Source organism: Streptomyces sp. NPDC097640, assembly GCF_040302705.1.
Taxonomy (GTDB): Bacteria; Actinomycetota; Actinomycetes; order Streptomycetales; family Streptomycetaceae; genus Streptomyces.
Genome location: NZ_JBEOSB010000021.1, coordinates 12,497 through 38,375 on the forward strand (window position 1 = coordinate 12,497; position 25,879 = coordinate 38,375).

A 25,879-nucleotide genomic window follows, 5' to 3' on the forward strand; every position below is an offset into this window, starting at 1 on the left:
CCCCTTGTTATGCGTGAATGAGCAGGCAGCGTGATGTGAGTTGCATCGTACGGGCCGATAATGCGCATGATTTTGCAGAGAAGTCCAGCGTTCCTGTCAGGTCGCGATAGGGTGAGCCGCGCTGGTCGAGAGCGGGACGAGGGGCGAGGGAGGCGCGGAGTGAAACGGCCCGAACGCTGGAACGCCCTGCTGGAGCTGCTGGCCCGGGACGGCAGGGTGGACCTCGAACAGGCCGCGGCCGAGCTGGCGGTCTCCACCGCCACGATCCGCCGCGACCTCGACGAACTCGCCCGACAGCAGATGCTCACCCGCACCCGCGGCGGCGCGGTGGCGCACAACGTGTCCTACGATCTGCCGCTGCGCTACAAGACCGCCCGCCGCGCCTCCGAGAAACAGCGGATCGGCGCCGCCGTCGCCCGGATGGTCGACCCCGGCGCGATCGTCGGCCTCAACGGCGGGACCACGACGACCGAGGCGGCCCGAGCCATCGGCACGCGCGCGGACCTGGCCGCCGCCGGGGGCGCCCCCGCCGTCACCATCGTGACGAACGCGCTGAACATCGCGAGCGAGCTGGCGGTGCGCCCACAGATCAAGATCGTGCTCACCGGCGGCGTCGCCCGCCCCCAGTCCTTCGAGCTGATGGGCCCGCTGGCCACCGGGGTGCTCGACGCGGTCTCCCTCGATGTGGCCGTCATCGGCGTGGACGCGCTGGACCTCAGCCAGGGCGCCACCGCCCACCACGAGGGCGAGGCGAGCATCAACCACCTGATGGTCCGCCGCGCGGAGCGGGTGATCGTCGTGGCCGACAGCACCAAGCTGGGCCACCGGGCGTTCGCCCGCATCTGCGCGATCGACGAGATCGATGTGCTGGTCACCGACACCGGTGCCCCCGACGAACTCGTCGCCCCGTTCACCGAGGCCGGCATCCGGGTCATCCGGGCCTGACGGCACCGGGGCCCGCGACGGGGCCCCGGCGGAGTGGTCAGGGACCCAGCAGGCTCCGCAGCGGGCGCTCCGGGTCCTTCGCGACCTCTCCCAGGAGCCGGGTGAAGCCCGAACCCCACCCCTCGACGGTGGCCTGCGTGAACAGATCCGTGGAGTACTCGAACACCACGGTGATGGCGTCGTCCTGCGGCTGAAGGACGACGTACAGCTCGTTCCGGGCCACGCCCGGCATGGGCAGTGCGTGCACCGAGGCCGACACCGGCCGCAGGTCCAGAGCGGGCGGTGGCGTGGTGACGACGGTGAACAGCACGGTGGGGAACGGCATGTCCCCGGTCTGCGGGGAGACCAGCTCGACCACGTCCATCAGTGGCAGTTCCTGGTGGTCGAGCGCTGTGAACAGCGTCCCGCCGAGCTGTGTCACGAGGCCGGCGAAGGTCTCGGCCTCGCCGATCCGGGCGCGCAGCAGGACGGCGTCGCCCAACAGCCCGACCACATCGGATCGCTCGGACCGCAGGCGGTTCGCGCTGGACGCGGCCAGCACCACGTCGGCGGGCCCGCCGCACACCCCGGCCAGCCAGGTGGCGAACGCCGCCGCCAGCACGGCGTAGGGGGTGGTGCCCAGGTGTGTCGCGGTGTCCCCGATCAGGCGGGGTGTCCCGCCGTCGACGACCACGGTGTGCAGGGCGCCCCGGCCGGACAACGTCTCGGGCCGCGGCCGGTCGCAGGGCAGGGCCGCGCGCAGTGGCGCGCCGTCGAGTTCGGCACGCCAGAACCGTTCGAGCTCCGCTCTGCGCTCGTCACCCAGCTCGTGCTCCGCTCGCGCGATATCCGCGAACTGGGTGGTGAGAGCGGGAAGCCCGGCGTCGAGGCCGGCCCGCCGCGCCTTGTACAGCTCTTGCAGGTCGCGCCAGATGAGCCCCAGGGACCAGCCGTCGCAGACGGCGTGGTGGAACACGGTCATCAGAACCCAGCGGTCCGCCCCGAGACGTGCCAGACGGAAACGGAACAGCGGTGCCCGGTCCATCGCGAACGCGGGGGATGCCTGCTCCCGGCACCATCGTTCGGCGGAGGCGGTGTCCTGGGCGGGTGCGGAGAGGTCGGTGACCGGCAGCTCCACGGGCACCTCGGCCAGTATCTCGACGACGTACGCTCCGCCGTCGCGCCGCACCGCCCGGCCGCGCAGCGCCTGATGGCGCCGCACCAGATCCTCCAGGGCCCGGGCGAGGGTCCCGGGATCCAGATCGCCGCGCAGGTCGACGCGGTGGGCCACGTTGTAGACGCTCGGGTCGGCGCGTTCATGGTGGCGCACCCACAGGCGGCGCATGGTGGACGGCATCGGCGCGGTGTCCACCACCTCGTGCGCGGGGGCCGGCTCGTGGCGGGCCACCACGCCCCGGATGGTCGGGTCGAGGAAGAAGTCGGCCATGGCGAGGTCGATGTCCAGGCGGTCCCGCATCCGGTTCAGCAGTCTGATCGCGCCCAGGGAGTGGCCGCCGAGCCGGAAGAAGGATGCGGCCAACGGGATCCGCCGCGCGTCGAGTTCCTCGCACCACAGGTCGTGCAGCGCCTTCTCCAGGGGGGTGACGGGCCCGGCATCGGCCTCCCGGGACCCGTCGTCGGCGGCGGGCTCGGGTAGGGCGGCACGGTTGAGCTTGCCGGAGGCGTTCACGGGGAGCCGCTCCAGGGACACCCAGTGGCGGGGCACCAGATGGTCGGGGAGCGCGGCGCGCAACCGCCCGACATCGGCCGCCAAGGACGCCGAGCCCGTGGGCACCACATAGGCGACCAGCTCCGTGTCTCCGTGCCGGTCGCGACGCGGTACGACGGCGGCGTCCCGGATCCCGGGGAGTGCCGTCAACACCGCCTGGATCTCGCCGGGTTCGACCCGGTGTCCACGGATCTTGACCTGGTCGTCGGCCCGGCCGCAGTAGTGCAGAGCGCCGTCGGCACGCCAGCGCCCGAGATCTCCCGTCCGGTACAGCACCCCGCCCGCGCCGTCGTCGAGGAAGGCCGCGGCGGTCTCCTCGCGCCGGCCGTGGTAGCCGAGCGCGACCGGGGCGCCGCCCACGCAGATCTCGCCGACCGCGCCCACGGGCACCTCCCGCCCGGCGCCGTTCAGGAGCGAGATCCGCGCTCCGGGCACCGGGGTGCCGATCGGTGGCCACTCCTGGCCGCCCGCGTCGACCAGGTGCGAGGTGACGATGATCGAGGCCTCCGTGGGCCCGTACTGGTTGTACAGCGCACACCGCGGGTGCGCGGCGAGGAAGCGGCGGAAGGCACCGGTGAGCTGGAGTGCCTCACCGGCCGACACGAGCTCGCGCAGGGACGGCAGCCGGGGCCCGGTCCCGATCAGATACTTCAGCGGGGTGCAGGGCATGAACATCCGCTGCACCTCGTGGCGCCGCACCACCTCCGCCAGGGCCGTGGGATCGTGCCGCACCTCGTCGCCGATCAGCACGAGCGCGGCCCCGGAGGCCAGCGTGGTGAAGATCTCCTGCACGCTGACGTCGAACGCGGGCGAGGTCCACTGAAGGGTACGCAGCGCCGGACGGTCCCGGAGGTGTCCGCGCACCAGGTTGGCCGGGCCCCGGTGGGGGACGACCACGCCCTTGGGGCGGCCGGTCGAGCCCGAGGTGTAGATGCAGTAGGCGGGATCCTCGGGACGGGCCCCGCCCTGAAGGGGATCGGCCGGAACGGTGTCGTCGATGTCCCCGGCCAGCTGTACGGGCAGCCGTGCCGCGAGGTCCGGGTGGAGCGCCAGGGCGGCGTCGGAGGTCAGCAGCAGGACGGGCGTGCTGTCGTCGAGGAGCCCGGCGAGCCGCGGGGTGGGTACGGAGGGGTCGAGAGGCACATACGCGGCGCCGCTCTTGAGCACGCCCAGCAGGCCGGTGATCAGCTGCGGGCCGCGCGGCAGAAGCACCGCCACCCGCTCCCCGCGCGCCGCGCCCCGGGCGCGCAGCCGCTGGGCGAGCCGGTCCGCCCCCGCATCCAACTCTCGGTAGCTGACGGTCTGCTCGCCGCTGATCAGCGCGACGGAATCCGGGGTGCGCCGCGCCTGCCGCTCGAACAGGGCGTGCAGGGTGTCCTCGGTGTCGGGCGACGGCTCGTCCGAGTGTCCCAGGCGGGCCAGGGTGTCCCGGTCGGTGTTGGTGACGGCGGTCAGTTCGCCGAGCGGCGCAGCGGGGGCGTCGAGGGCGCGGCGCAGCGTCCGCTCCACGTAGTCCACGAACCGGCGCACGGTGGTCTCGTCGAACAAGGCCGTGTCGTACTCGACCATGAACCGCACGCCGTCGCGGTGATGCGTCAGATAGACGCTGAGGTCGAACGGGGCGCGGCCACTCGGCATGTCCAGGAGCGTGGACGTCAGCCGGGGCGGATCGAAGTCCACCTCGCCCTCGTTCTCGTACTCCACCATCACCTGGAAGAGCGGATTGCGGCCGGGGTCGCGGTGCGGGTTCAACGCACCGACCAGCTCGTCGAAGGGCACGCCGCGGTGTTCGTACGCCGCGGTGCTCCGCTGCCGCACCCGGCGCAGCAGGGTCGGGAAGTCCGGGTCGCCGGTGAGGTCCAGCCGCAGGGCGACGGTGTCGAGGAAGAGACCGACCTGATGCTCGGCGCCGGCCGGCCGGGCGGCCACCGCCGTGCCGAGGACCACGTCCCGCTGCCCGCTGAAGCGGCCGAGCACCGCGCCGATGGCGCTGATGAGCGTCATGAAGAGGGTGGCGCGGTGTGCGGCGGCGAACGTCCGTAACCCGCCCACGAGCTCGGCGTCCAGCTCATGGGTGAGGCTCGCTCCCGCTCCCGACCGCACCGGCGGGCGGGGCCGGTCGGTGGGCAGGGAGAGCTGCGGGACGCCGCTCAGCTCCCGCCGCCAGAACTCCAGGGACTCGCCGACCTCGGCGGGGTCCGGCTCGGCGGGCGGGGGCGCCTCGGCGAGGTGTGGCAGCGCGGGCTCGGCGTTCGGCCAGGACCGGTAGTAGGCGGCCAGGTCACGGACCAGGACCACCGTGGAGGAGGAGTCGAAGACGATGTGATGCACCAGCAGGAAGAGCACATGACGCTCCTCCGACAGGCGCAGCAGCCGGGCCCTGACCAGCGGGCCGGTGTCCAGGGCGAGGAGTCGGCCCCCTTCGGTCTCCAGCGCGGCGCGCAGCGCCTCTTCCTCCGTCGCCCCGCCCAGGTCCTCGACCGGACACTCGAGCCGTGTCCCGTCGAGTGTCTCCTGGTACGGCACTCCGTCGGCGACCCCGAACACCGTGCGCAGCGCGGGATGCCGCTCCGTGACCCGCCGCAACGCCCAATGCAGGGCCGGGATGTTCAGCGGGCCGTCCAGACGGATCGCCTTCGGCTCGTGATACATGCTGGTGCCGGGGTGCAGCTGCTCCAGGAACCAGATGCGGCGCTGTGCCGGCGACAGCGGCATCCGCTCCGGCACGAGGGCGGCCTGCTCCCGCTCCCGGGGCTGCTCCCGGCGGCGTACCCGGTCGAGGGCGGGCAGCGCCGCCAGCACCCGCTCGGCCGGGACACCGAAATCGACGAAGCAGGAGATCTCGTCCACTCCGGCGGCCACCAGCCGGCGGACCGTCCCGGTGACACTGTGCTCATCGCCGATCAGGGCGCGGGAGTCGCAGTAGCGCTCGTAGGCGCGCCCGAGCAGGAACTCCACGTCCTCCTCGGGGGCGCTGTCCAGGTCGACGTCGAAGCCCAGGCTGTTGGTGACCTGGTCGAAGAGGGACAGCGAGGAGCGCAGGTAGGAGACGAAGGGGCGGTACGCCTCGGCCCGGGCCCGTTCCGCGTCGTCGCCGAGGTAGGTGTGCACGAGCGCCACGACCCGGCCCGCCGCCGGGTCGAGGCCGTGTTCGGCGCGAGTGCGCCGGTACAGGGCGATGTTCTCGGCCAGTTGCTCGACGGTCTGCGTCATCAGGTTGGTGACCACGCCCAGGTCCTCGGCGGCCGCCCGGCGATAGCTGTCCGGGTTGCCCACCACCGCCACATACAGGGGAAGCCGCTCCTGTAGCGGACGCGGGTGCAGCCGTATCTCGATCGGTTCGCCGTCTCCCGCGGTCATGGTGAGTGGCCGTCCCGACCACAGCTGCCGCAGGGTCGCCAGCTGCTCGTACATCACTTCGCGGTGCCGGCCGAAGTGCTGCGGGGCGAGCGCGAAGTCGGTGGCGTGCCAGCCGCTCGCCAGGCACAGACCCGCCCTGCCACCTGAAATGTTGTCCACGACCGACCACTCCTCGGCGACCCGGACCGGGTGGTGGAGCGGCAGCACGACCGAACCGGCCTGCAGCCGGATGCGGCTGGTCCTGGCCGCGAGTGCGGCGGCGAGTACCGAGGGATTGGGGAAGAGCGCGCCGAAGGAGTTGAAGTGGCGCTCCGGGAACCACAGGGCGTGGAAGCCGTGCCGGTCGGCGAACTCGGCCGCCGCCATGATCAGCGCGTACTTGTCGCGCTCGGCGTCCTCCGGGTAGTCGCCGAAGAAGTACAGGCTGAAGTCGCATCCCGGGTGCGGCGCGGTGGTGGCGGGAGCCGCCGGTGCGGCTGGCGTCGGGACCGGGCCCGTCCGAACCGTGCGGGACACTGACGTCGGGGCGGCCTTGGGCGGCTCCGCCGCGGACGCGTCCCGAGGGGTCTTTCCGGCCGGATCGCCGCCCAGCCGCGCCAGGTGTTCGGCCAGCCTGCGCGGGGTGTCGGCCGACTCGAACAGCTCGCGCACCGGAACGCGTACGCCGTACCGCTGTTCCAGCTCCGCCGTCATACCCATCAGGGAGAGTGAGTCCGCGCCGAACTCGAAGAAGGAGCTGTCGGGCGTGACGTCCGAGACGTCCATACCGAGCTTGGCCGCGGTCAGCTCGCGAACCGCCTCCAGGAGTTCACCCGGCAGGACAGACACCTTCGTGGGGGAGGGCGGTGGGAGTGTCCGGGGGGCCGGAGCCGCCACCGGGCGTCTTCGCAGCGGGTGCCCCGGCAGCGACACCCGGCCCCCGCCACGGGTGAGCGCGCGCCAGTCCAGCTCGGCTCCCCTGCGGTAGAGCGAGCCGAGCGAGGTGAGCAGCCCGTGTGTCTGTGCCGCCGCCCCGTCGCCGACGCCCTGCCCGGCCGTCCACCGGCTCTCCGGTACGCAGTGCCGGCCGAGGCCGGCGAGGGTGTTCCCGGCCCCGATCTCCACGAAGTCCTCGCACCCTTCCCCGACGGCCCGGGCCACGGCCAGGTCGAAGCGGACCGGCTGCCGGGCTTGGCGGCAGAGGTAGTCCGCGTCCACGGTCCAGCCCGCCTGGCGCACCTCCCCGTCGGCGGCGGTCACCAGCGGAGTGTGCAGCGGGCGGTACGCCACCTTCTCGGCGTGGGCCCGGAACTCCCGCAGGGCCGGTTCGATCGCGGCCGAGTGGTAGGCCCGGTCGACGGGCAGCGCCCGTCGGCGCAGCCCCTCCTGGTCGAGCAGTTTCGCCACCTCGTCCATGGCCTGGCGCGAACCCGAGATGACGTGAGCGCGCGGCCCGTTGACCGCGGCCACCTCGGCACCGGCGGCATCGGCGACGCGCCGCGCGGTGTGCGCGTCGGCGCGGACCGCGAGCATGCCACCGGCCGGGCAGTCCCTGTGCATCAGGCGTCCGCGCCACGCGGTGAGCCGCAGCCCCTCCTCCAGCGTCAGCGCGCCGGCCGCGTAGAGCGCCGCGTACTCGCCGACGCTGTGGCCCAGCAGCAGCGCGGGGCGGACACCCGCCGCGCGCCACACCTCGGCGAGCGCCGACTGGTGGGCGAACAGGGCGGCCTGGGCCGTCTCGGAGGGCCAGACCTCGCTCTCGGCGGACGGCTCCGCCAGGAGGAGCGGCAGCAGGGTTCCGCCGAACTCGCCCGCGTAGATCTCCTCGCACCGGTCCAGTACCCGCCGGGCGGCGGGATGCGCGGCGTGGAGTCCGCTCGCCATCCCGCGGCGCGCGTTGCCCTGTCCCGGGAAGGCGAAGGCAAGCGGCCCGAGAGGGCCGCCCCGCGGCGCCCGCCGCTCCTCCAGAGCGCGGGCGACGTCTTCGGCGGTCCGGCCGACGGCCGCGGCCCGTACCGCGCGGTGCGGCCTGCCGAGCGCCATGGTGGCCGCCACGTCCGCGGCCGCGAGTTCGGGCCGCTGCCGTAAGCGGTCGCGGAGCCGGCCGGTGAGTTCGTCCAGGGCCTGCGCGTCGCGGGCCGACACCGGCACGAGCACGGGCAGCTCGGGCGCGGCCGTCGACGCCTCGGACCGTGCGGGAGACTCCTCCAGCACGACATGCGCGTTGGTGCCGCCGACACCGAGGGCGCTGACTCCGGCCCGGCGCGGCACACCGCCCGGTGGCGACCACGGCCTCACCTCGGTGGCCAGCGTCAACGGGCCGTCGTCCAGGTGAAGTTCGGGGTTGGGTCGAGTCAGTTGCGGCGTGGGGACCAGTGTGCGGTGGCGCAGCATCAGGACCGTCTTGATCAGCCCCGCCATACCGGCGCAGCTGTCGAGGTGGCCGATGTTCGGCTTCACCGAGCCGACCGCGCAGAATCCTCTGCGCTCGGTGCCCTCGCCAAGGGCCCGGGCCAGGGCCGCCACTTCCACCGGATCGCCGAGCCGCGTGCCCGTCCCGTGTGCCTCCACGTACGAGATCGTGTCCGCCGGGACGGCCGCCCTGCGCAACGCCTGGCGTACCACCTCGACCTGTCCCGCGACGCCGGGTGCGCCGAAGCCCACCTTGTCCGCGCCGTCGTTGTTGACCGCGGATCCCAGGATCACCGCGTGCACGGTGTCCCCGTCGGCCAGCGCACGGTCGAGCCGCTTGAGTAGGACGGCCGCCACACCGTTGCCGCCGACCGTGCCGTCGGCCTCCGCGTCGAAGGCACGGCAGCGCCCGGCGGGCGACAGGATCGACCCGGGGTGGCTGCGGTAGCCGGTCTCCTGAGGGAAGTGCACGGCCGCGGCGCCCGCCAGCGCCAGGTCCGCGTCCCCGCTCAGCACCGCCTGAGCCGCGAGGTGCACGGCGACCAGCGACGTGGAACACGCCGTCTGCACACCGATGGCGGGGCCGGTGAGCCCGAGCCGGTAGGCGACACGAGAGGCGAGGAAGTCCGGCTGGCGGCCGATGGCCGTTTGCAGGCCGGTGGCGGGGTCCGCCACGGCGTCGGGCGATCCGAACGCCGATGGCAGCTGGTGGTCGTACAGGTTCATGCCCGACCCCGCGAACACGCCGATCCGGGTGCCCGGTTCGGCCGCCGCGTAGCCGCCGTCCTCCAGCGCCTGGTGGCAGCACTCCAGGAACAGCCGGTGCGCGGGGTGCGTGAGCTCGGCCTCCTTGGGGGGCATTCCGAAGAAGTCCGCGTCGAACTCCTCGACCCCGTCGAGGACTCCGCCGACGGGCACGAGGTCGGGGGCGCTCACGGACTCGGGCGGCAGACCCGCCGCGACAAGATCTTCCTCGTCGAAGGCCCGGACGCTGACCACGCCGTCGCGGAGGTTGGCCCAGAACTGCTCCGGCGTCTCCGCGCCCGGGAAACGAAGGGACAGTCCGACGACCGCGATGCGCCGATCGGTGGTGTCCTCGGGGACGAGGCCAGCGCGCACGGGTTCGGCCCGCGTGCCGGCGGCGCCGGACAGATGCGTGGCGAGCGCGGCGGCGGTGGGGTGTTCGAAGAAGGCGGTCTGGGCGATCCGTGTCCCGAGCCGCTCCTCCAGCCGGGCCCGCAGGCGCACCAGCAGCACGGAGGTCAGACCGAGCTCGTAAAACGGCAGGTCCGCGTCCACCGGCCGCCCCAGCACCGCGCCGATCTCCTCCCGCACCGCCCGCGTGACCGCGTCGGGATCGGTCTCGGTGCGCGGGTCCGTGGCCGAGCCCGCGGTGAATTCGCCACCCGCCAGCCGGTCCCGGAGCTCGGCGCGGCGCACCTTTCCGGCGGGCGTCCTGGGAAACTCGTCGCGCGGGACCGGCAGGACATGCGTCACGGCGAGCTGGAGTCGGGAGAACAGCGCCGCCCTCACCTCGGCCGCGATCCGTACGTCATCGGCCGCGCCACGGCTCACGAAGAACACGGCCGGCTCCTCCGTGCCCCGCTCCGGGTGGGGGATGCCACAGGCGGCCACGTCCCCCTGCCGGACCCCGGCGACCGCGGCGGCGGCTTCCTCGACCTCGTGGCAGTAGACGTTGTGCCCGTTGAGGATGATCAGGTCCTTGCGCCGGCCGGTGATGACGACCTGGCCCGCGTCGAGGAAGGCGAGATCCCCGCTGTCCAGCCAGTCCCGCCCGGCGGGATAGGCCGCCGCGTCCGCGTCCGGGTTCTTCACATAGCCGGGGGTGAGCCGGGCGGGGGAGTGCACCTGGAGACGGCCGATTCTGCCCTCGGGCGCGAGTTCGCCGTGATCGTCGACGATGCGCAGGGCGACGCCGGGCGCCGGCGCCCCGGCCGCGACGAAGGTGACGCAGTCGTCCTCGGGTGTTTCCTCACCGGCCCGTATCAGGCGGCCGCTCAGGCTGCTCTTGAGCAGGCGGTGTACGGTGCCGGGCCGGTCGAGCCGGCCGTAGGTCACGGCCGTGACCGTCTCGGCCATCCCCCACGCCGGGACGATGTGCCCCTGCCGGATGCCGTACGCGGCCGTGGCGTCGAGGAAACGGGCCAGGACCGGCAGCGCGATCCGCTCGCCCCCGCAGAGCAGGGACTTGACGCGGCTGAGGTCCCAGCTCCCCTCCGGCCGCTCCGCGAGCGCGTCCGCCACGAGTTGGTAGGCGAAGGTCGGAGCCCAGCTGTGCTGGGCCCGGTGCTCATCGAGAAGGTCGAGCCAGCGCCGGGGATCGGCGAGGACCAGCTCGGTCGGCGCGTGAACATTGGTGCAGCCGGTGAAGACCGCGAGCATGTGGTACAGCAGGAACGCGCCGCTGTGGTCGACCGGCAGCCAGTTCACCATGGTGTCGTCGGGACCGACATCCAGGATTCGCCGGGCGCCGGCCGCGAAGTCCGCCAGACCGGCATGCGTCAGCCGCGCCGCCTTGGGTACGTCGGTGCTGCCGGAGGACAGCATCAGCAGGGCGGTGTCGGACGCGCTCGGCTCGATGTGGCCGGCCGCGGGCGTCGCGTGCAGGCAGTCCTGCGCGACCACGACCCGGAGCCGCGGCGCGGACCGCGCGAGCCCCGCCGCGCCGACCGGGTCGCTCAGCACCAGCGGCCGGTCCAGCAACTCGCAGGCATGCAGGAGCCGTTCGAGGGTCGGCGAGCCCGGCGCGGGGTGCTCCGCGATGACGACGGGGCGGGCAGCGCCGAGCACACAGGCCCAGAAGGCGGGGAAGAACTCGGCCAGAGGCAGGCCGCACAGCACCACCGCGTCGCCGGGGCCGACACCGCGCTCACGGAGCCCGGTGAGCAGCCGCCGGGCCCGCAGCAGAAGTTCGGGATACGGCAGCGCGGTCGTCGAACCGTCCGCGGCCACGGTGACGACGGCCCCGCCGGGGGCGGAGTCCGCGGCCGTCAGCAGCGCCCGCACGGCGTCGCGCGGATCGTCCTCGGTGCGGTCCGGCTCGGGCCCCTGACAGAAGGATTGCCCCCGTACGCGTTGCATGCGTTTCCTCTCCCTCTTCTGGCCGTGGGTGTCGGGAGTACGTGCGGGTCGCGGTGTCGAGGCGGGCGGGTTCAGGCGGTGGCCGGCTCACGCTCGGGACTGCGGGCGACCGCCAGCCACATGCACAGAATCAGCGGCAGGACCAGCGCCGCGAGGTTTGTCCCCGCCCATCCCATCTGGGAGAACACCATGTTGGCCGAAAGCGACGCCATGGCGCCCACACACGCGGTGCTGCCCTCGATGGTGGCCTGGACACGCCCGCCCTTTCCCCGCGGATAGCAACGGACCGCGTAGGCGCTGCCGGAGACATACGTCAGATTCCAGCCCACCCCCACGAGCCCCAAGGACAACATGAACGCGGTCATGCCCGTGCTCAGCGAACCGATTCCGGCCCCCGTGACCAGCAGAAAAGCGCCCAGCATCCCGGTCCAACGTGGGCCCCACGCCGTGGTCAGCCTGCCACTGAACAAGGCCGGGGCGAACATCCCCACCATGTGCCACTGGATGACCATCGCGCCCTGGGACAAGGAGTGCCCGGCGTGCTTGCTCCCGATCGGGCCGACGGCCATCAGCATGGTCATCACGCCCGTGGACACCGCCAGCAAGCAGAAGGCCCGGCGGAAGTCGCTGGTGTGCACGACGTCGCGTACGCGCGTGGCCCCGGCCGTCTCCTCCTCCGCCTCGGGATCCGCCTCCGTCGTACGAGGCGAGGCGGGCCGCACCGCGAGGATCACAGGCACCACGGCGAACGCCAGACACGACACCAGCAGGTAGGAGCCGGCGAACTGGGCGCCCATGAGGCCGCTGCTCTCGGTCGCGGCCAGCGGACCGACGATCGCCGCTGCCACGCCACCACACAGAACCGTGCTCAGCGCCCTGGCCCGGGATGCCTCGGGCACCAGGTCCGCCGCGAGGAACCGGAAGTAGCCGCCCGTCGACCGGTACACGCCGACCATGCCGGTTCCGACGCACAAGGTGAAGAAAGAATCCGCCTGGACCGCGAGCATGGACACCAGACCACCGGCCACCGCGATACAGGCGCCCACCGCCAGGACCGCTCGATGGCCGTATCGCGCGGAAAGCATTCCGGTCGCGTACGAAGCGATGGTTCCGGTCACCGTCATCAGGGTGAGCGGCAGCGTCGCCAGGGCAGCCGCCGGCGCCATCTCGAGGCCGACGACGGCCGTCAGCGTCAGGTCGACGCTGACGCCCGCGTAGTAGAGGAATTGACAGATGGTGAGAAGGTAGACCGGTCTGCCCAGCCGGCGTGTCTCCTTTGCGGCCGGCCGGGGTGCTTCTGCCACGGTCTTTTCTGCACTCGTCTCGCTGTCCACTGATTCGGTTCTCTCTGTCACGCGGCAGTATGCGGATACCGCCGCCGTCGCGGGCACTTCCAAAAAAGAGAAAGGGTCACGCTCTGTCCGGCGAGAGAACCACGATGGCCATTTGATGCCCGGTCAGGCTTAAGTTCTTGGCGAGGGAATTCAGTACGTCCGCATAGATTCCGCCATTGAGTGCATCAGGTGCCCCGGCGCCCCGCTCGGGCAGGTATGCGAATACCACATCCGGCACTTCCTCGAGAGGGCCACCCCCCGAGGGGTTTCTCTGCCGGGGGTTGGCGGTGGCCGATCCAAAACGATTGCCGCGGGCCGAAACCAGCAGTGACTCAAACCTTTCACGGTCGTCGGCGGGCAGATCCAGGGCATTCACCAGAAGGCGCAGAGTCTCCTTCCGTGGCCTGGCCACCTTCCCGCGTTCGAGGTCCCGGATGGCGCGCACGCTGAGCGTCGAGAAGTCCGCCAGTTCCTGCTGTGTCATTCCGCATGATATTCGATACTCCCGAAGAACATCCCCGAATTGAGGAGACTTCTTGGATATGCTCACGACATCCCTTTCCATGGGCATTGCCTCACATCGGGAGGCTGGTGCGTTGGATGGACGGGCAAATCGGCATACGGAAGAAGGCTTCAGCGTTGCGGTGCATGAGGGGCGCGCGAAACATTGCGCGCCCGATTAATCCCGCGGTGGGCTGTGGTTTCGTGTCCACCCGTCCCAATGTGCTGTCCCCCGTCCACATTTGAAATGGTCACACTCAGGTCATGGTTCAGTATTATTGAACATCGTTCCGAAAGCTAAAGTGCCGCCCGCGGGGGTGTCAAGGGCTTTGGCAGTTTGTTGTCCACTGCCCTTCCGGAACGCGTCGCCCTGGTCGCGGTTGACGTCGATAGGTCCCGCAATGCGGGTGCTTTCATCTGTTGTGACCTCAACGCCCGACGCATCAACGCGAACTCGACGACTTGCTCGGCCACCAGTTCAAGGCGTTCGGCCACCCGTGGATCGTTCACCCGGCCGTCGGCGTCGAACGACGTGGTCTCCGTATTGATCGTGACCCCGAGCGGAGTGGGCCACCCGCGCAGTGCGTGAACGGTCGTCCTTAGCGCGGCGACCGCCGAGGCCGACGCCTGCCATCCGCCGGCGACCGATATGCAGCCCACGGCTCGCCCCGAGAAGTACGGCCGCCGGTCCGAGCGCAGTTCCTCCATGTAGTCGAGCGCGTTCTTCACCATTCCCGAGAGCGAGCCATGGTAGGCGGGGGTGGCGATCACCAGCCCATCTGCCGACGAGACGGCGTCGACGAGGGCTTTCGCCCGTTCGGACCGTTCCGCCGCCGCGTACTCGTACAGCGGCAGCACCAGATCGGGCCCACTGATCAGCCTGACTCGCGCGCCTCGGCGGACAGCCTCGGCGAGGGCGATGCGCAACGCCTTCTCCGCGGTCGAGTCCGCCCTGGTGGACCCGCCGATTCCGACGATCTGGACCGCTTCCGGCATGATGCCCTCACTCTCTTCCTGCATCACAAGTCCCCTGACTTCCGCCGTCGTGCGGCCGTCCCGCTCAGGCCGACACCGCTGTTCGAAGCCGCGCCGCAAGTACCGGACCGATGACCGCGAGCGCTTCGGGCCGGGTCATGGCACCGTGTGCGACGGGTACGTCCGTTACGTCGATGGCCCCGGCCACATACGGGCGCCACCCATCCGGAGCCGGCCCTCCGTCCCCCCTGTCCACCGCGGCGGAGAAGAAGAGCAGATCGCCGCGGAAGACGCGGCCGCTGATCGCCCCGGACAGGGCGACGTGAGTGGCGAACACCTGCGGGAGCAGCGCGAGCACCCGCGCCGGGAGGAGCGAGAGCGGGCTGCCCGGCTCCGCGGCGAGGCTGAGGAACCGCTCCTTGTCGATGTGGGGTGAACGGTCCTCGACCGCTCCCTCGGAGCCCCCGCCCGCGGCGCCGCTGGACGCCGGCAACATGCCCAGCGAGTCCAGAAGAGCGCCGAGGCCGGATGGCGCCGGTGCCGGCTCCGAGGTGACCGGATAGCCGTCGAGAACGGCGACGAGCCCGACCTCATCGCCTTCGGATTGCAGCCGAGCGGCGATCTCCTGTGCCACACCGCCCCCGAATGACCAGCCCAGGAGGTTGTACGGACCGGTGGACTGCACCTTCCTCATGTGCCCGATGTACGTCTCGGCGATCTCCACGAGGCTGCCGGGACGCACGGTCGGGTCGGAGAGCATCGGCGACTGGAGGACGTAGAGCGGAGTATCGGCGTCCAAGTACCTCAGCAGACCCGAATAGACCCACCCGATGCCGACCGCGGGGTGGATGCAGAACACCGGAGGTCTGTTACCGCCGACGCGTAGTGGCAGCATCACCGCCAGCGGGTCGGTCGCTTCGACGGCGTCCGCACCGGCCGCACCGGAATCGACGATCGCGGCCAGCCCGGCCACCGTTGGCGCGTTGAAGAGCGCATGAATGCCCAGTTCCACGGCGCGTGTGGTGCGGATGCGGCTGATCAGCCGGGCCGCCAGCAGGGAGTGACCTCCGAGGTCGAAGAAGCTGTCCTCGGCGCCGATGCGGGCCGCGTCCACCTCCAGCACCTCGGCGAACAATCCCGCCAGCCATGTCTCCGTGGGCGTGGCAGCCGCTCGACTCGAGCCTCCCAAAGCATATTCGGGCGTGGGAAGCGCCCGTCGATCCAGCTTTCCATTCGGTGTCAGTGGCAACCGACTCAGCACCGTCACGGCCGACGGCACCAGGTATTCCGGCAGTCGCGCGGCCAACGTGGCACGCACACTCATCCCGTCGATCGCGGCGTCCGCCGCCGGTACCACATAGCCCACCAGCCGCCGGTCTCCGGCACTGTCTTCCCGTACCACGACAACGGCCTGAACCACCCCGGTACAGGCCATCAGCGCTGCTTCCACCTCGCCGGGCTCGATACGGAAGCCCCGTACCTTCACCTGATCATCGGCACGTCCCGCATACTCCAGCACCCCGTTCGCCGACCATCGCGCCAAATCCCCGGTGCGGTACATGCGCTCGCCCGCAGACCCCCACGGACACGCCACAAAACGCTCCGCCGACAGCCTTGCCCGCCCCCAATACCCTTGGGCCAGCTGCGCACCCGCGATATACAACTCGCCCACCACGCCCGGCAGGACCGGCCGCAGCCCCGAATCCAGCACGAGCATCCGCGTATTCGCCACCGGGCGACCGATCGGCACCATCGCCCCATCGGCGCCGGACGGCGTGGACCGCCAATACGTCACGTCCACCGACGCTTCCGTCGGGCCGTAGAGATTGTGGAGTTCGGCGTTCAGGGTCGCATGGAACCTTCTGGCCAGATCGCCCGAAAGAGCCTCACCGCTACAGAAGACCCGCCGCAGACCGGTACAGCCTCGCACCGCGTCGTGCTGAAGAAAGACCTCAAGCATCGAAGGGACGAAGTGGAGTGTGGTGACCGCCTGCTGTTGGATCAGCGAGGCCAGATAACCCGGGTCTTTGTGCCCCTCCGGCTTGGCGATGACGAGCGTGGCTCCGACTGTCAGTGGCCAGAAGAACTCCCATACCGAGACGTCGAAGCTGGACGGCGTCTTCTGAAGGACTCGGTCGTCGGAAGCCAGCCCGTACTCGGACTGCATCCACAGCAGACGGTTGACGATCCCCTGGTGCGGAACGACCACACCTTTGGGGCGGCCGGTGGAGCCCGAGGTGTAGATGACGTACGCAGGGCTTTGCGGGTCCAGTTCCCTCGCCGACGGCAATCGCACAGCGGCCGATACCCGCTGTGTACTCAGCGAGTCGTACGTTCCCTCATCGATGACCAGGACCGGCTGGGCGTCTTCGAGGAGGTAGTCGATGCGGTCCCGCGGATAGGACGGGTCGACCGGCACATACGCCGCACCCGCCTTGTGAATCGCGTAAAGCGCGACAATCAACTCGACGGAGCGGGGCAGCATGACCGCTACGAGCCGTCCCGGGCCGACCCCATGAAGGACGAGGCAGCGGGCGACTTGGTTGGCTTGTTCGTTGAGTTGGCGGTAGGTGAGTCTGTGGTTGTCGCAGATCAGGGCGGTGTGTTCGGGTGTGCGGGTGGCTTGTTTTTCGAACAGGGCGGGCAGGGTGGTGCGGGGATAGGGCCGGGTTGTAGCGTTCCAGGCCGCCAGCTGGGCCTGTTGTGTGGCGGCATCTGCCAGTGGGAGGTCGGTCAGGTGGAGATCGGGTTGGGTGCTGGCGGCGTCGAGTAGTCGTGTGAATGCCTGTGCCAGGCGGTCTGCGGTCGTGTGTTCGTAGAGGTCTGTGGCGTATTCCAGTACTCCGTGGATACCGGCGGGGCGTCCCTGTTCGTCGAAGGTCTCTTCCAGTTCGGCGAAGAGGTCGAATTTGGCGTTGCGTACGGTGACGGGTTCGGGGGCTGTGCGTACCGGGCCGAGTTCCAGCGCGGGGCGGGCGTTGTTCTGGAGTACCAGCATGATCTGGAACAGCGGGTGTCGGCCCGCGGTCCGAGCCGGGTTCAGCTCCTCGACCACTCGCTCGAAGGGCACGGCCTGGTGCTCATACGCTGCGAGATCGACTTCGCGTACGCGGTCGAGTAGCTCGGCGAAGGTTGGATTTCCGCCCGCGTCTGTCCGTAGGACGAGTGTGTTGACGAAGAAGCCGACCAGGTCTTCCAGCGATTCATCGGTGCGGCCTGCGGTCACCGAACCCACCGGGACGTCTGTTCCTGCCCCGATGCGGGAGAGCAGGGCCACCAGTGCCGTGTGCAGCACCATGAACACGCTGGCGCCCCGCTCCCGGGCCACACGTTCCACTCGCGCATGCACCTCGGCATCGACCGACAAGCCGACCGTGGCGCCCCGGAACGACGCCACCGCCGGCCGCGGCCGATCGCACGGCAGAACCAACTCCTCGGGCAGCCCGTCCAACGCCTTGCGCCAATAGGCCAGCTGAGCATCCACCACGCTGGTCGGATGATGCTGCGAGCCCAGCAATTCCCTCTGCCACAGGGTGTAGTCCGCGTACTGGACCGGCAGTGCGTCCCACGTCGGTCGTGTGCCCGAGAGTCTGGCCTGGTAGGCCTTGCCGAGGTCGCGTAGCAGGGGTCCCACCGACCAGCCGTCGCTGGCGATGTGGTGGAGCAGCAGCAACAGCACCCGCTTGCCGGACGAGGGCTCGTGGAACAGCCAGGCCCGCACCGGCACCTCTGCCGCGAGGTCGAAGCCATACCCCTCGGCCTCGCTCACCGCCCCGTCAAGCTCACCAGCGGCCACTTTCACCACCGACAGCCCGGCTGCCGCCTCACCGATCTCCTGGTACGGCTCTCCGGCGAACAGCGGATACCGGGTCCGCAGCACCTCATGCCGCCCCACCACATCGGCCAGCGCGCCCCGCAGCGCCGCTGCGTCCACCGCTCCGTCGAGCCGCATCCGCAGCGGGGTGTTGTATGTCGAGCTCCGCCCTTCCAGCTCCCGCAAGAACCACATCCGCCGCTGCGCGAACGACAGCGGCAACCGCTCAGGACGCACTCGTCCCCCAACCACCGGACGGCGGCCGGAGACCCCCGCACCCACCGCCCCGGAATCGACGATCGCGGCCAACCCGGCCACGGTCGGTGTGTTGAAGAGCGTACGAATGCCCAGTTCCACGGCGCGTGTGGTCCGGATGCGGCTGATCAGTCGGGCCGCCAGCAGGGAGTGACCCCCGAGGTCGAAGAAGTTGTCCTCGGCCCCGATGCGGGCCGCGTCCACCCCGAGCACCTCGGCGAACGATCCCGCCAGCCACATTTCCGTAGATGTGGCGGCCCCCCGGCCCGGCTCCACTGCATACTGCGGCACCGGAAGCGCTCGTCGGTCCAGTTTTCCATTCGGTGTCAGCGGCAGCCGGTCCAGCACCGTCACCACCGACGGCACCATGTACTCCGGCAGCCGCGCAGCCAGCGCGGCACGCACCCCCACCCCGTCGACCGCCACACCCGCCGTCGGCACCACATAGCCCACCAGCCGCCGATCCCCGGACCGGTCCTCCCGTACCACCACCACGGCCTGAACCACCCCGGCGCAGGCCATCAGCGCGGCCTCCACCTCGCCCGGCTCGATACGGAAGCCCCGTACCTTCAGCTGATCATCGGCACGTCCCGCATACTCCAGCACGCCGTCCACCGACCATCGCGCCAAATCCCCGGTGCGGTACATGCGCTCGCCCGCAGACCCCCACGGACACGCCACAAAGCGCTCCGCCGACAACCCCGCCCGCCCCAAATATCCTCGGGCCAGCTGGGCACCCGCGATATACAACTCGCCCACCACACCTGGCAGCACCGGCCGCAGCCCCGAATCCAGCACGAACATCCGCGTATTCGCCACCGGGCGACCGATCGGGGACGCCATGCCGGCGCTGTCCTCCTGCCACCAGGTGCTGGCGTACACCGTGGCCTCGGTGGGGCCGTAGGCGTTCATCAGCCGACTGGCCGACAGCGCCTTCTTGATGTGGGTCGCCACCGCTGCGGGCAGTCCCTCACCAGCGAGCACAACGGTCTCCGCCGTCACGTCGACATCGGCGTGCGCGATGACCCCGGCGAGCGCGGACGGTACCGCGCTGATCAAGCTGACGCGCCGCGCGCCGGAGCTACGGTCCGTGAGGTCCAGCAGGTCGTGCAGGATCTCGATCGTGCCGCCGCACATGAGTGGGGCAAACATCTCGAAGACCGACACGTCGAAATTGAATGACGTGGTGAGCAGCACATGGGCCAGGCCTTCCGCACCGAACTCGTCGACGGCCCAGCGCACGAAGTTGGTTGCGTTGGCATGGGTGACGACCACGCCTTTGGGGCGGCCGGTGGAGCCCGAGGTGTAGATGACATAGGAGGAGCTGTACGGACGCAGCTCGCGCACGCGGTGGGTGTCCGTCGGGTTCGCGATCGGCCGGTCCGCGAGGGCTTCGGTCAAGGCCGCGTCATCCAGGAGCAGGATCGGCGCGGATGCTCCTTGAGGGAGAGCCGATGCCGCGAGCCGTGTCGACAGGATCAACACCGGCTGGGTGTCCTCGACGAGGTAGTCGATGCGGTCCCGCGGATAGGACGGGTCGACCGGCACATACGCAGCCCCCGCCTTCAGCACAGCGAACACCGCGATGATCGCCGACTCGGTGTGGGGCAGCGCGAGGGCGACGTAGTCCTCCGGACCCACGCCCAGCGAGATCAGATGATGGGCGAGCTGGTTGGCTCGTTCGTTGAGTTGGCGGTAGGTGAGTCTGTGGTTGTCGCAGATGAGGGCGGTGTCTTCGGGTGTGTGGGCGGCTTGTTTTTCGAAGAGTGCGGGCAGCGTGGTGGGCGGATAGGGGCGGGCTGTGTCGTTCCAGGCCGCCATCTGGGCCCGCTGCGCAGCGGGGTCCGCCAGTGGGAGGTCGCTCAGGTGGAGATCGGGTTGGGCGCCGGCGGCGTCGAGCAGTCGTGTGAATGCCTGTGCCAGGCGATCGGCGGTCGTGTGTTCGTAGAGGTCTGTGGCGTATTCCAGTACTCCGTGGATACCGGCGGGGCGTCCCTGTTCGTCGAAGGTCTCTTCCAGTTCGGCGAAGAGGTCGAATTTGGCGTTGCGTACGGTGACGGGTTCGGGGGCTGTGCGTACCGGGCCGAGTTCCAGCGCGGGGCGGGCGTTGTTCTGGAGTACCAGCATGATCTGGAACAGCGGGTGTCGGCCCGCCGTCCGAGCCGGGTTCAGCTTCTCCACGACCCGTTCGAAGGGCACGTCCTGGTGCTCATACGCCGCCAGATCCACGTCGCGTACGCGGTCGAGTAGTTCCGCGAAGGTTGGATTTCCGCTCGCGTCTGTCCGTAGGACGAGTGTGTTGACGAAGAAGCCGACCAGGTCTTCCAGCGATTCATCGGTGCGGCCTGCGGTCACCGAACCCACCGGGACGTCCGTGCCTGCCCCGATGCGGGAGAGCAGGGCCACCAGTGCCGTGTGCAGCACCATGAACACGCTGGCGCCCCGCTCCCGGGCCACACGTTCCACTCGCGCATGCACCTCGGCGCCGACCGACAATCCGACCGTGGCGCCCCGGAACGACGCCACCGCCGGCCGCGGCCGATCGCGCGGCAGAACCAACTCCTCAGGGAGTCGGGCCAACGCCCCACCCCAATAAGCCAATTGGGTGCTGGCCAGACTCGCTGGATCTTCCTCTGAGCCCAGCAGCTCCCTCTGCCACAGGGTGTAGTCCGCGTACTGGACCGGCAGCGCGTCCCACGTCGGCCGCCAGCCCGAAACTCTGGCCCTGTAGGCCCTGCCGAGGTCCCGTAGCAGGGGGCCCACCGACCAGCCGTCGCTGGCGATGTGGTGCAAGAGCAGCAACAGCACCCGCTCGCCGGACGAGGCCTCCTCGAACAGCCAGGCCCGCACCGGCACCTCTGCCGCGAGGTCGAAGCAATACCCCTCGGCCTCGCTCACCGCCCCCTCAAGCTCACCAGCGGCCACTTTCACCACCGACAGCCGGGCTGCCGCCTCACCGATCTCCTGGTACGGCTCCCCGGCGAACAGCGGATACCGGGTCCGCAGCACCTCATGGCGCCCCGCCACATCGGCCAGCGCACCCCGCAGCGCTGCCGCGTCCACCGAGCCGTCCAACCGCATCCGCAGCGGGGTGTTGTATGTCGAGCTCCGCCCTTCCAGTTCACGCAAGAACCACATCCGCCGCTGCGCGAACGACAACGGCAACCGCTCAGGACGCACCCGCCCCCCAACCACCGGACGCCCACCCGAAACCCCCGCACCCACCGACCCGGAATCAATCAACACCGCCAACCCGGCCACCGTCGGCGCATTGAACAACGCACGAATGCCCAGTTCCACGCCGCGCCCGGCCCGGATACGACTGATCAGCCGTGCGGCCAGCAGAGAGTGACCACCCAGATCGAAGAAGCTCGCCTCGATCCCGACCCCGGCCGAATCCAGCCCCAGCACCTCGCCGAACAACCCCGACAGCCACGCCTCCGTCGGCGTCGCGGCCCCCCGGCCCGGCTCCACTGCATACTGCGGCACCGGAAGCGCTCGTCGGTCCAGTTTTCCATTCGGTGTCAGCGGCAGCCGGTCCAGCACCGTCACCACCGACGGCACCATGTACTCCGGCAGCCGCGCAGCCAGCGCGGCACGCACCCCCACCCCGTCGACCGCCACACCCGCCGCCGGCACCACATAGCCCACCAGCCGCCGATCCCCGGACCGGTCCTCCCGTACCACCACCACGGCCTGAACCACCCCGGCGCAGGCCATCAGCGCGGCCTCCACCTCGCCCGGCTCAATACGGAAACCCCGCACCTTCACCTGATCATCGGCACGACCCACATACTCCAGCACCCCATCCGCCGACCACCGCGCCAAATCCCCCGTCCGATACATCCGCTCACCCGCGGCCCCCCACGGACACGCCACAAAACGCTCCGCCGACAACCCGGCACGCCCCAAATAACCCTGAGCCAGCCCGATCCCGGTCGCGTACAGCTCGCCGGTCTCGCCCGTCGTGACCCGCTGGAGTTCGGTGTCGAGGATCAGCACATCCTTGTTGGCGATCGGACGCCCAATGGGCAGGGAGGACGCCCGCGCGTCCTCCGGGGTCACCACGTGGCAGGTGGTGAAACCCATGCTCTCGGCCGGACCGTAGCCGTTGACGACGCGCAGTCGCGGATATCGGCGGCCGATCTTCGTGACGTGCGCCACGGAACCCGCCTCGCCGCCGGTGAAGGCGATCCGTACACCCTCGAACGCCTGCGGATACTCGTCGACGAGGAAGTTGAAGAGGCTCGCGGACAGCTGGAGCATGGTGATTCCGTGCTCCGCCACGGCATCGGCGATGAGTGCGGGTTCCGAGTCGGAGCCGGGCAACAGGACACAGCGGGCACCGAAGAGCAGCGCGCCCCACAGTTCGAGGGCGAAGGCGTCCCAGGACATGGACGAACACTGGAGGAACACCTCCTCGGGGCCGAAGTGCGCATAGTCCTGGCCGAGGTAGGTGCCGGTGAGCGCCCGGTGGGAAGAGGCGATTCCCTTCGGGGTACCGGTCGACCCCGAGGTGAACATCACGCAGGCCACGTCTCCGGCTGACGCGGTTCGGCCCAGGTCGTCGTCCGGCTGTCCGTCGAGAGCCGCCCGCACACCTGGGACGTCGACGAGGACGACCTCGGGCCCCGCCGGGCCGGACACCAGTGGGGGCAGACCGGCACGGCTGATCAGCAGCGCGGCCTCCGACGTGGTCAGCGCCGTACGCAACCTCGCCTCGGGGAAGCCGGGGTCCAGCAGGGTGTAGCCGCCACCGGCCTTGAGCACGGCGAGCAGCGCGACCACCATCTCCAGGGACCGCTCCAGGTGGATGCCGGTCACCGTCCCGGGCCGAACCCCCGATCGCACCAGGTGGCGGGCCAGCCGGTTGGCCCGGCGGTTGAGCTCCGCGTAGGAGAGGGTGTCGCTCCGGTGGACGAGCGCGACAGAGTCCGGCGTCGACCGCGTCTGCGCTTCGAAGAGTTCGTGCAGGGTGAGCTGCCGGGCGTGACCGTCTTCGGGTTCGATGAGGTGGGACACCGTCTGCTCCCCGCGTAGTTCGGCTGGGTTCGGCTCGTGGCGGCGTGTCGGCTCAGGGCGCGGTCTCTTCGGGACGGTGACGACCGTCCTCTTGCTCACACGGATTCGTCACGGAGGCTTCTCTCCTCGCCGTGACCGGTGTGAGCGACCGGCTCGGGTGTTGGCCAGACGTCCTCGCGCCCCACGACTCCCGGGCTGTACTTCCCGAGTGCGCTGATCAGCAGGCGCAGTTCCAGAGCGAGGCAGGCGACGAATCGCTCCAGGCCGCACTCGGTGTCCTCGTCGACCGAGAGCAGGGCGGCCCGGCCCAGGCCGACCGCGGTGGCACCGAGCGCGATGGCCTTGACCGCCCGGGTGCCCTCCCACACCCGGCCGCTGGCCAGGAGGTCCCCGGCGGGCGACCCGATGCGGCGCAGACATTCGGCCAGCGGCAGTCCGACACCGTCGAGGAAGGCCAGGGGTGCCCAGCCGGTGCCTCCCTCCGCGCCGTCGACGGTGACCGCGTCCGCGCCCGCCCGCCACGCCACCGCGGCGGCCTCCGCGACATCCCGGCCGGGGTGGAGCTTCACCCAGACCCGGGCCTGCGGATAGTTGTTCCGCAAGAGCCGGACCTGCTGGCGCAGGATTTCCTCGGTGAATGTGCCGGGGCTGCTGCTGCGCAGATAGGACACGGGGGTGCCATCCGCGTCCCCGCCCGTCCCCGCTTCGCCCGCCCCCGCCCCTGGCGTCCCGGGACCGAACACCGCGTCCAGCTGATAGTGGTCCATGAGCTGTCCGGCGGTCGCTTCATCCACCACCGTCATCCCGCCGAGACCGGGCTTCGCCCCCTGCCCGACCTTCAGCTCGAAGGCCAGCCTGCCGGTCTCGACCAGCGGCTGGGCAGCCGGGTCGCTGTAGACGAGGTTCCACACTTCGGCGTCGGCGTCCTCGGTGCACTGCTGCACGACCACGCCTCCGTACCCCTCCGGAACCTCCTCGACGTAGGCGCTGATGCGGGCCAGCAGCGACGCGCTGTCCGGGGTCTGGGCGAGCCTGCCGTACCCGTTGACGGGGACGATGTTCTCGCCGATCACCATCGGCAGTCCCAGCCGGGCGGCCTGGCGGCTCAGGGGTACGCCCAGGTCGCCACTGGCCGCCCGGGTGGAACCGAAGGCCGTGATGTACACCGGCAGCGGGGAACGGAACCCCCCGATTGCGGTGTCGAGCGCGACATCCTGATAGACGGGCTCGCGGCCCAACTCGACCAGCTTTTCCAGGCGCTGTGGCATGAAGACGGGCGGTACGAGCCGCAGGGTGTCGAGGGGGTCGTCCCGTCCTTGACCGGCCGTCTCTCCCGCCGCCCCGAACAGCCTTTTCCCGTACGACGCCCGGGGTGGGAAGGCGGCCTCGCGACCGATGCGGGCGCGCTCGCGGATGGCCTCCTCGGGCAGACCCGGAGCGCTCAGCCGGGTCATGGTGCCATCACCCCGGGCAGCTTCGGGAAGGCGCTGGCCTGCCACACGGAGTGCAGTCCGGCCGCATAACGGGTCAGGCGCTGAGCGCCGAGGCCGAAACCCGCGCTCTGCGGGATGCCGCCCTCTTTGAACGCCTTGAGATACCACTCGTACTTCGCGGGGTTCTCGCCGGTCTCCCGCATCCGCTCGATGACCCGCGTGTAGTCTCCCTCCCGCTCGCTGCCGCTGCACAGTTCGCCGTAGCCCTCGGGGGCCACCAGGTCGAAGTTCCGGAGCCGGCCCGGGAGCGTATGGCTCTCCCGGTCGGGGAAGCCGCGCGAGCCCTTGGGATAGTCGGTGATGAAGAACGGAAGGGTGTGCTGCCGCGAGATGAGCGCCTCGCCCTCCCAGTCGATCTCGCCGTCGGGATTCTGCTCGTGGCCCATCTTGTGCAGGGTCTCGACCACGTCCATGTGTCTGATACTGGGGAACGGCTGTTCCAGGAGATCGGTGAAGGCCCCCGGATCGCGTCCCAACTCCTCAAGGACATGGGGAAGTTGCTTGATGACGCGCTGAAGTGCGCCGCGTACGACCCCCTGGCAGACCTCCAGCATCTCCTCGCGCGAGGTGTCCGCCGCCTCGACATCGATCTGGTGGAACTCGGTCAGGTGCCGCAGAGTCGAGGAGGTGGTGAAGGGCTCCAGCCGGACGCAGGGCGCGATGTAGAAGATCTTGGGATGAGCCAGCAGGGCGGCCTGCTTGTAGAAGATGACGCTGGTCATCAGCTTGTAGCGGCGACCGTAGTAGTCGATGTCGACCTGCTTCGCGCCGCGGCAGCCGGGGTCGGTGACCGGGCCGACGACCGGCGGCAGAAGCTCGACGAAGCCCTCGTCGCACAGGTATTCCCGGGCGCCCTGGAGGAGTGCGCTCTGGATCAGGAGCATGTTCCTGGTGGTGGCGGAGGTGAGGTGTTCGTGCGGCTGCGGGGGCACGAAGGCCTCGTCCCGACCGGCCGTGGGCGACGGGTTGAGGGGCATGT

At 70.4% G+C, this 25,879-nt stretch carries 8 protein-coding genes; 1 reads left to right on the forward strand and 7 read right to left on the reverse strand.

Translation table 11 applies throughout. The annotated features are described in order from the left end of the window. Nucleotides 1–159: 159 nt before the first annotated feature. A complete protein-coding gene (locus ABTY62_RS29535; protein WP_352132461.1) occupies nt 160–945 on the forward strand; it encodes a DeoR/GlpR family DNA-binding transcription regulator in 786 nt (261 codons plus the stop codon). A gap of 37 nt (nt 946–982) precedes the next feature. On the opposite strand, the gene ABTY62_RS29540 is transcribed toward ABTY62_RS29535, so the two are convergent. The 7 genes from ABTY62_RS29540 to ABTY62_RS29570 form a co-directional block, all read right to left on the reverse strand. Continuing rightward, entirely contained in the window at nt 983–11,506 is a 10,524-nt protein-coding gene (locus tag ABTY62_RS29540; protein ID WP_352132462.1) for a non-ribosomal peptide synthetase/type I polyketide synthase, read from the reverse strand. 71 nt (nt 11,507–11,577) lie between these two features. Beyond that, on the reverse strand, nt 11,578–12,810 hold the full coding sequence (locus tag ABTY62_RS29545; protein ID WP_352132463.1) for an MFS transporter: 1,233 nt from the start codon (nt 12,808–12,810) through the stop codon (nt 11,578–11,580). 106 nt (nt 12,811–12,916) lie between these two features. After that, nucleotides 12,917–13,390, reverse strand: a complete 474-nt coding sequence (locus ABTY62_RS29550) for a helix-turn-helix domain-containing protein (protein ID WP_352132464.1) — start codon at nt 13,388–13,390, stop codon at nt 12,917–12,919. 248 nt (nt 13,391–13,638) lie between these two features. Beyond that, the gene (locus ABTY62_RS29555; protein ID WP_352132465.1) at nt 13,639–14,361 is read right to left on the reverse strand and encodes an NADPH-dependent FMN reductase; all 723 of its coding nucleotides are present in this window, start codon (nt 14,359–14,361) and stop codon (nt 13,639–13,641) included. A gap of 40 nt (nt 14,362–14,401) precedes the next feature. Then, a complete protein-coding gene (locus tag ABTY62_RS29560; protein WP_352132466.1) occupies nt 14,402–23,506 on the reverse strand; it encodes a non-ribosomal peptide synthetase in 9,105 nt (3,034 codons plus the stop codon). Beyond that, a complete protein-coding gene (locus tag ABTY62_RS29565; RefSeq protein ID WP_352132467.1) occupies nt 23,503–24,861 on the reverse strand; it encodes a glutamate synthase-related protein in 1,359 nt (452 codons plus the stop codon). Before ABTY62_RS29565 ends, ABTY62_RS29560 begins: the two co-directional genes overlap by 4 nt. Then, a complete protein-coding gene (locus ABTY62_RS29570) occupies nt 24,858–25,877 on the reverse strand; it encodes an asparagine synthetase A (protein WP_352132468.1) in 1,020 nt (339 codons plus the stop codon). Before ABTY62_RS29570 ends, ABTY62_RS29565 begins: the two co-directional genes overlap by 4 nt. Between the last annotated feature and the right edge of the window lie 2 nt (nt 25,878–25,879).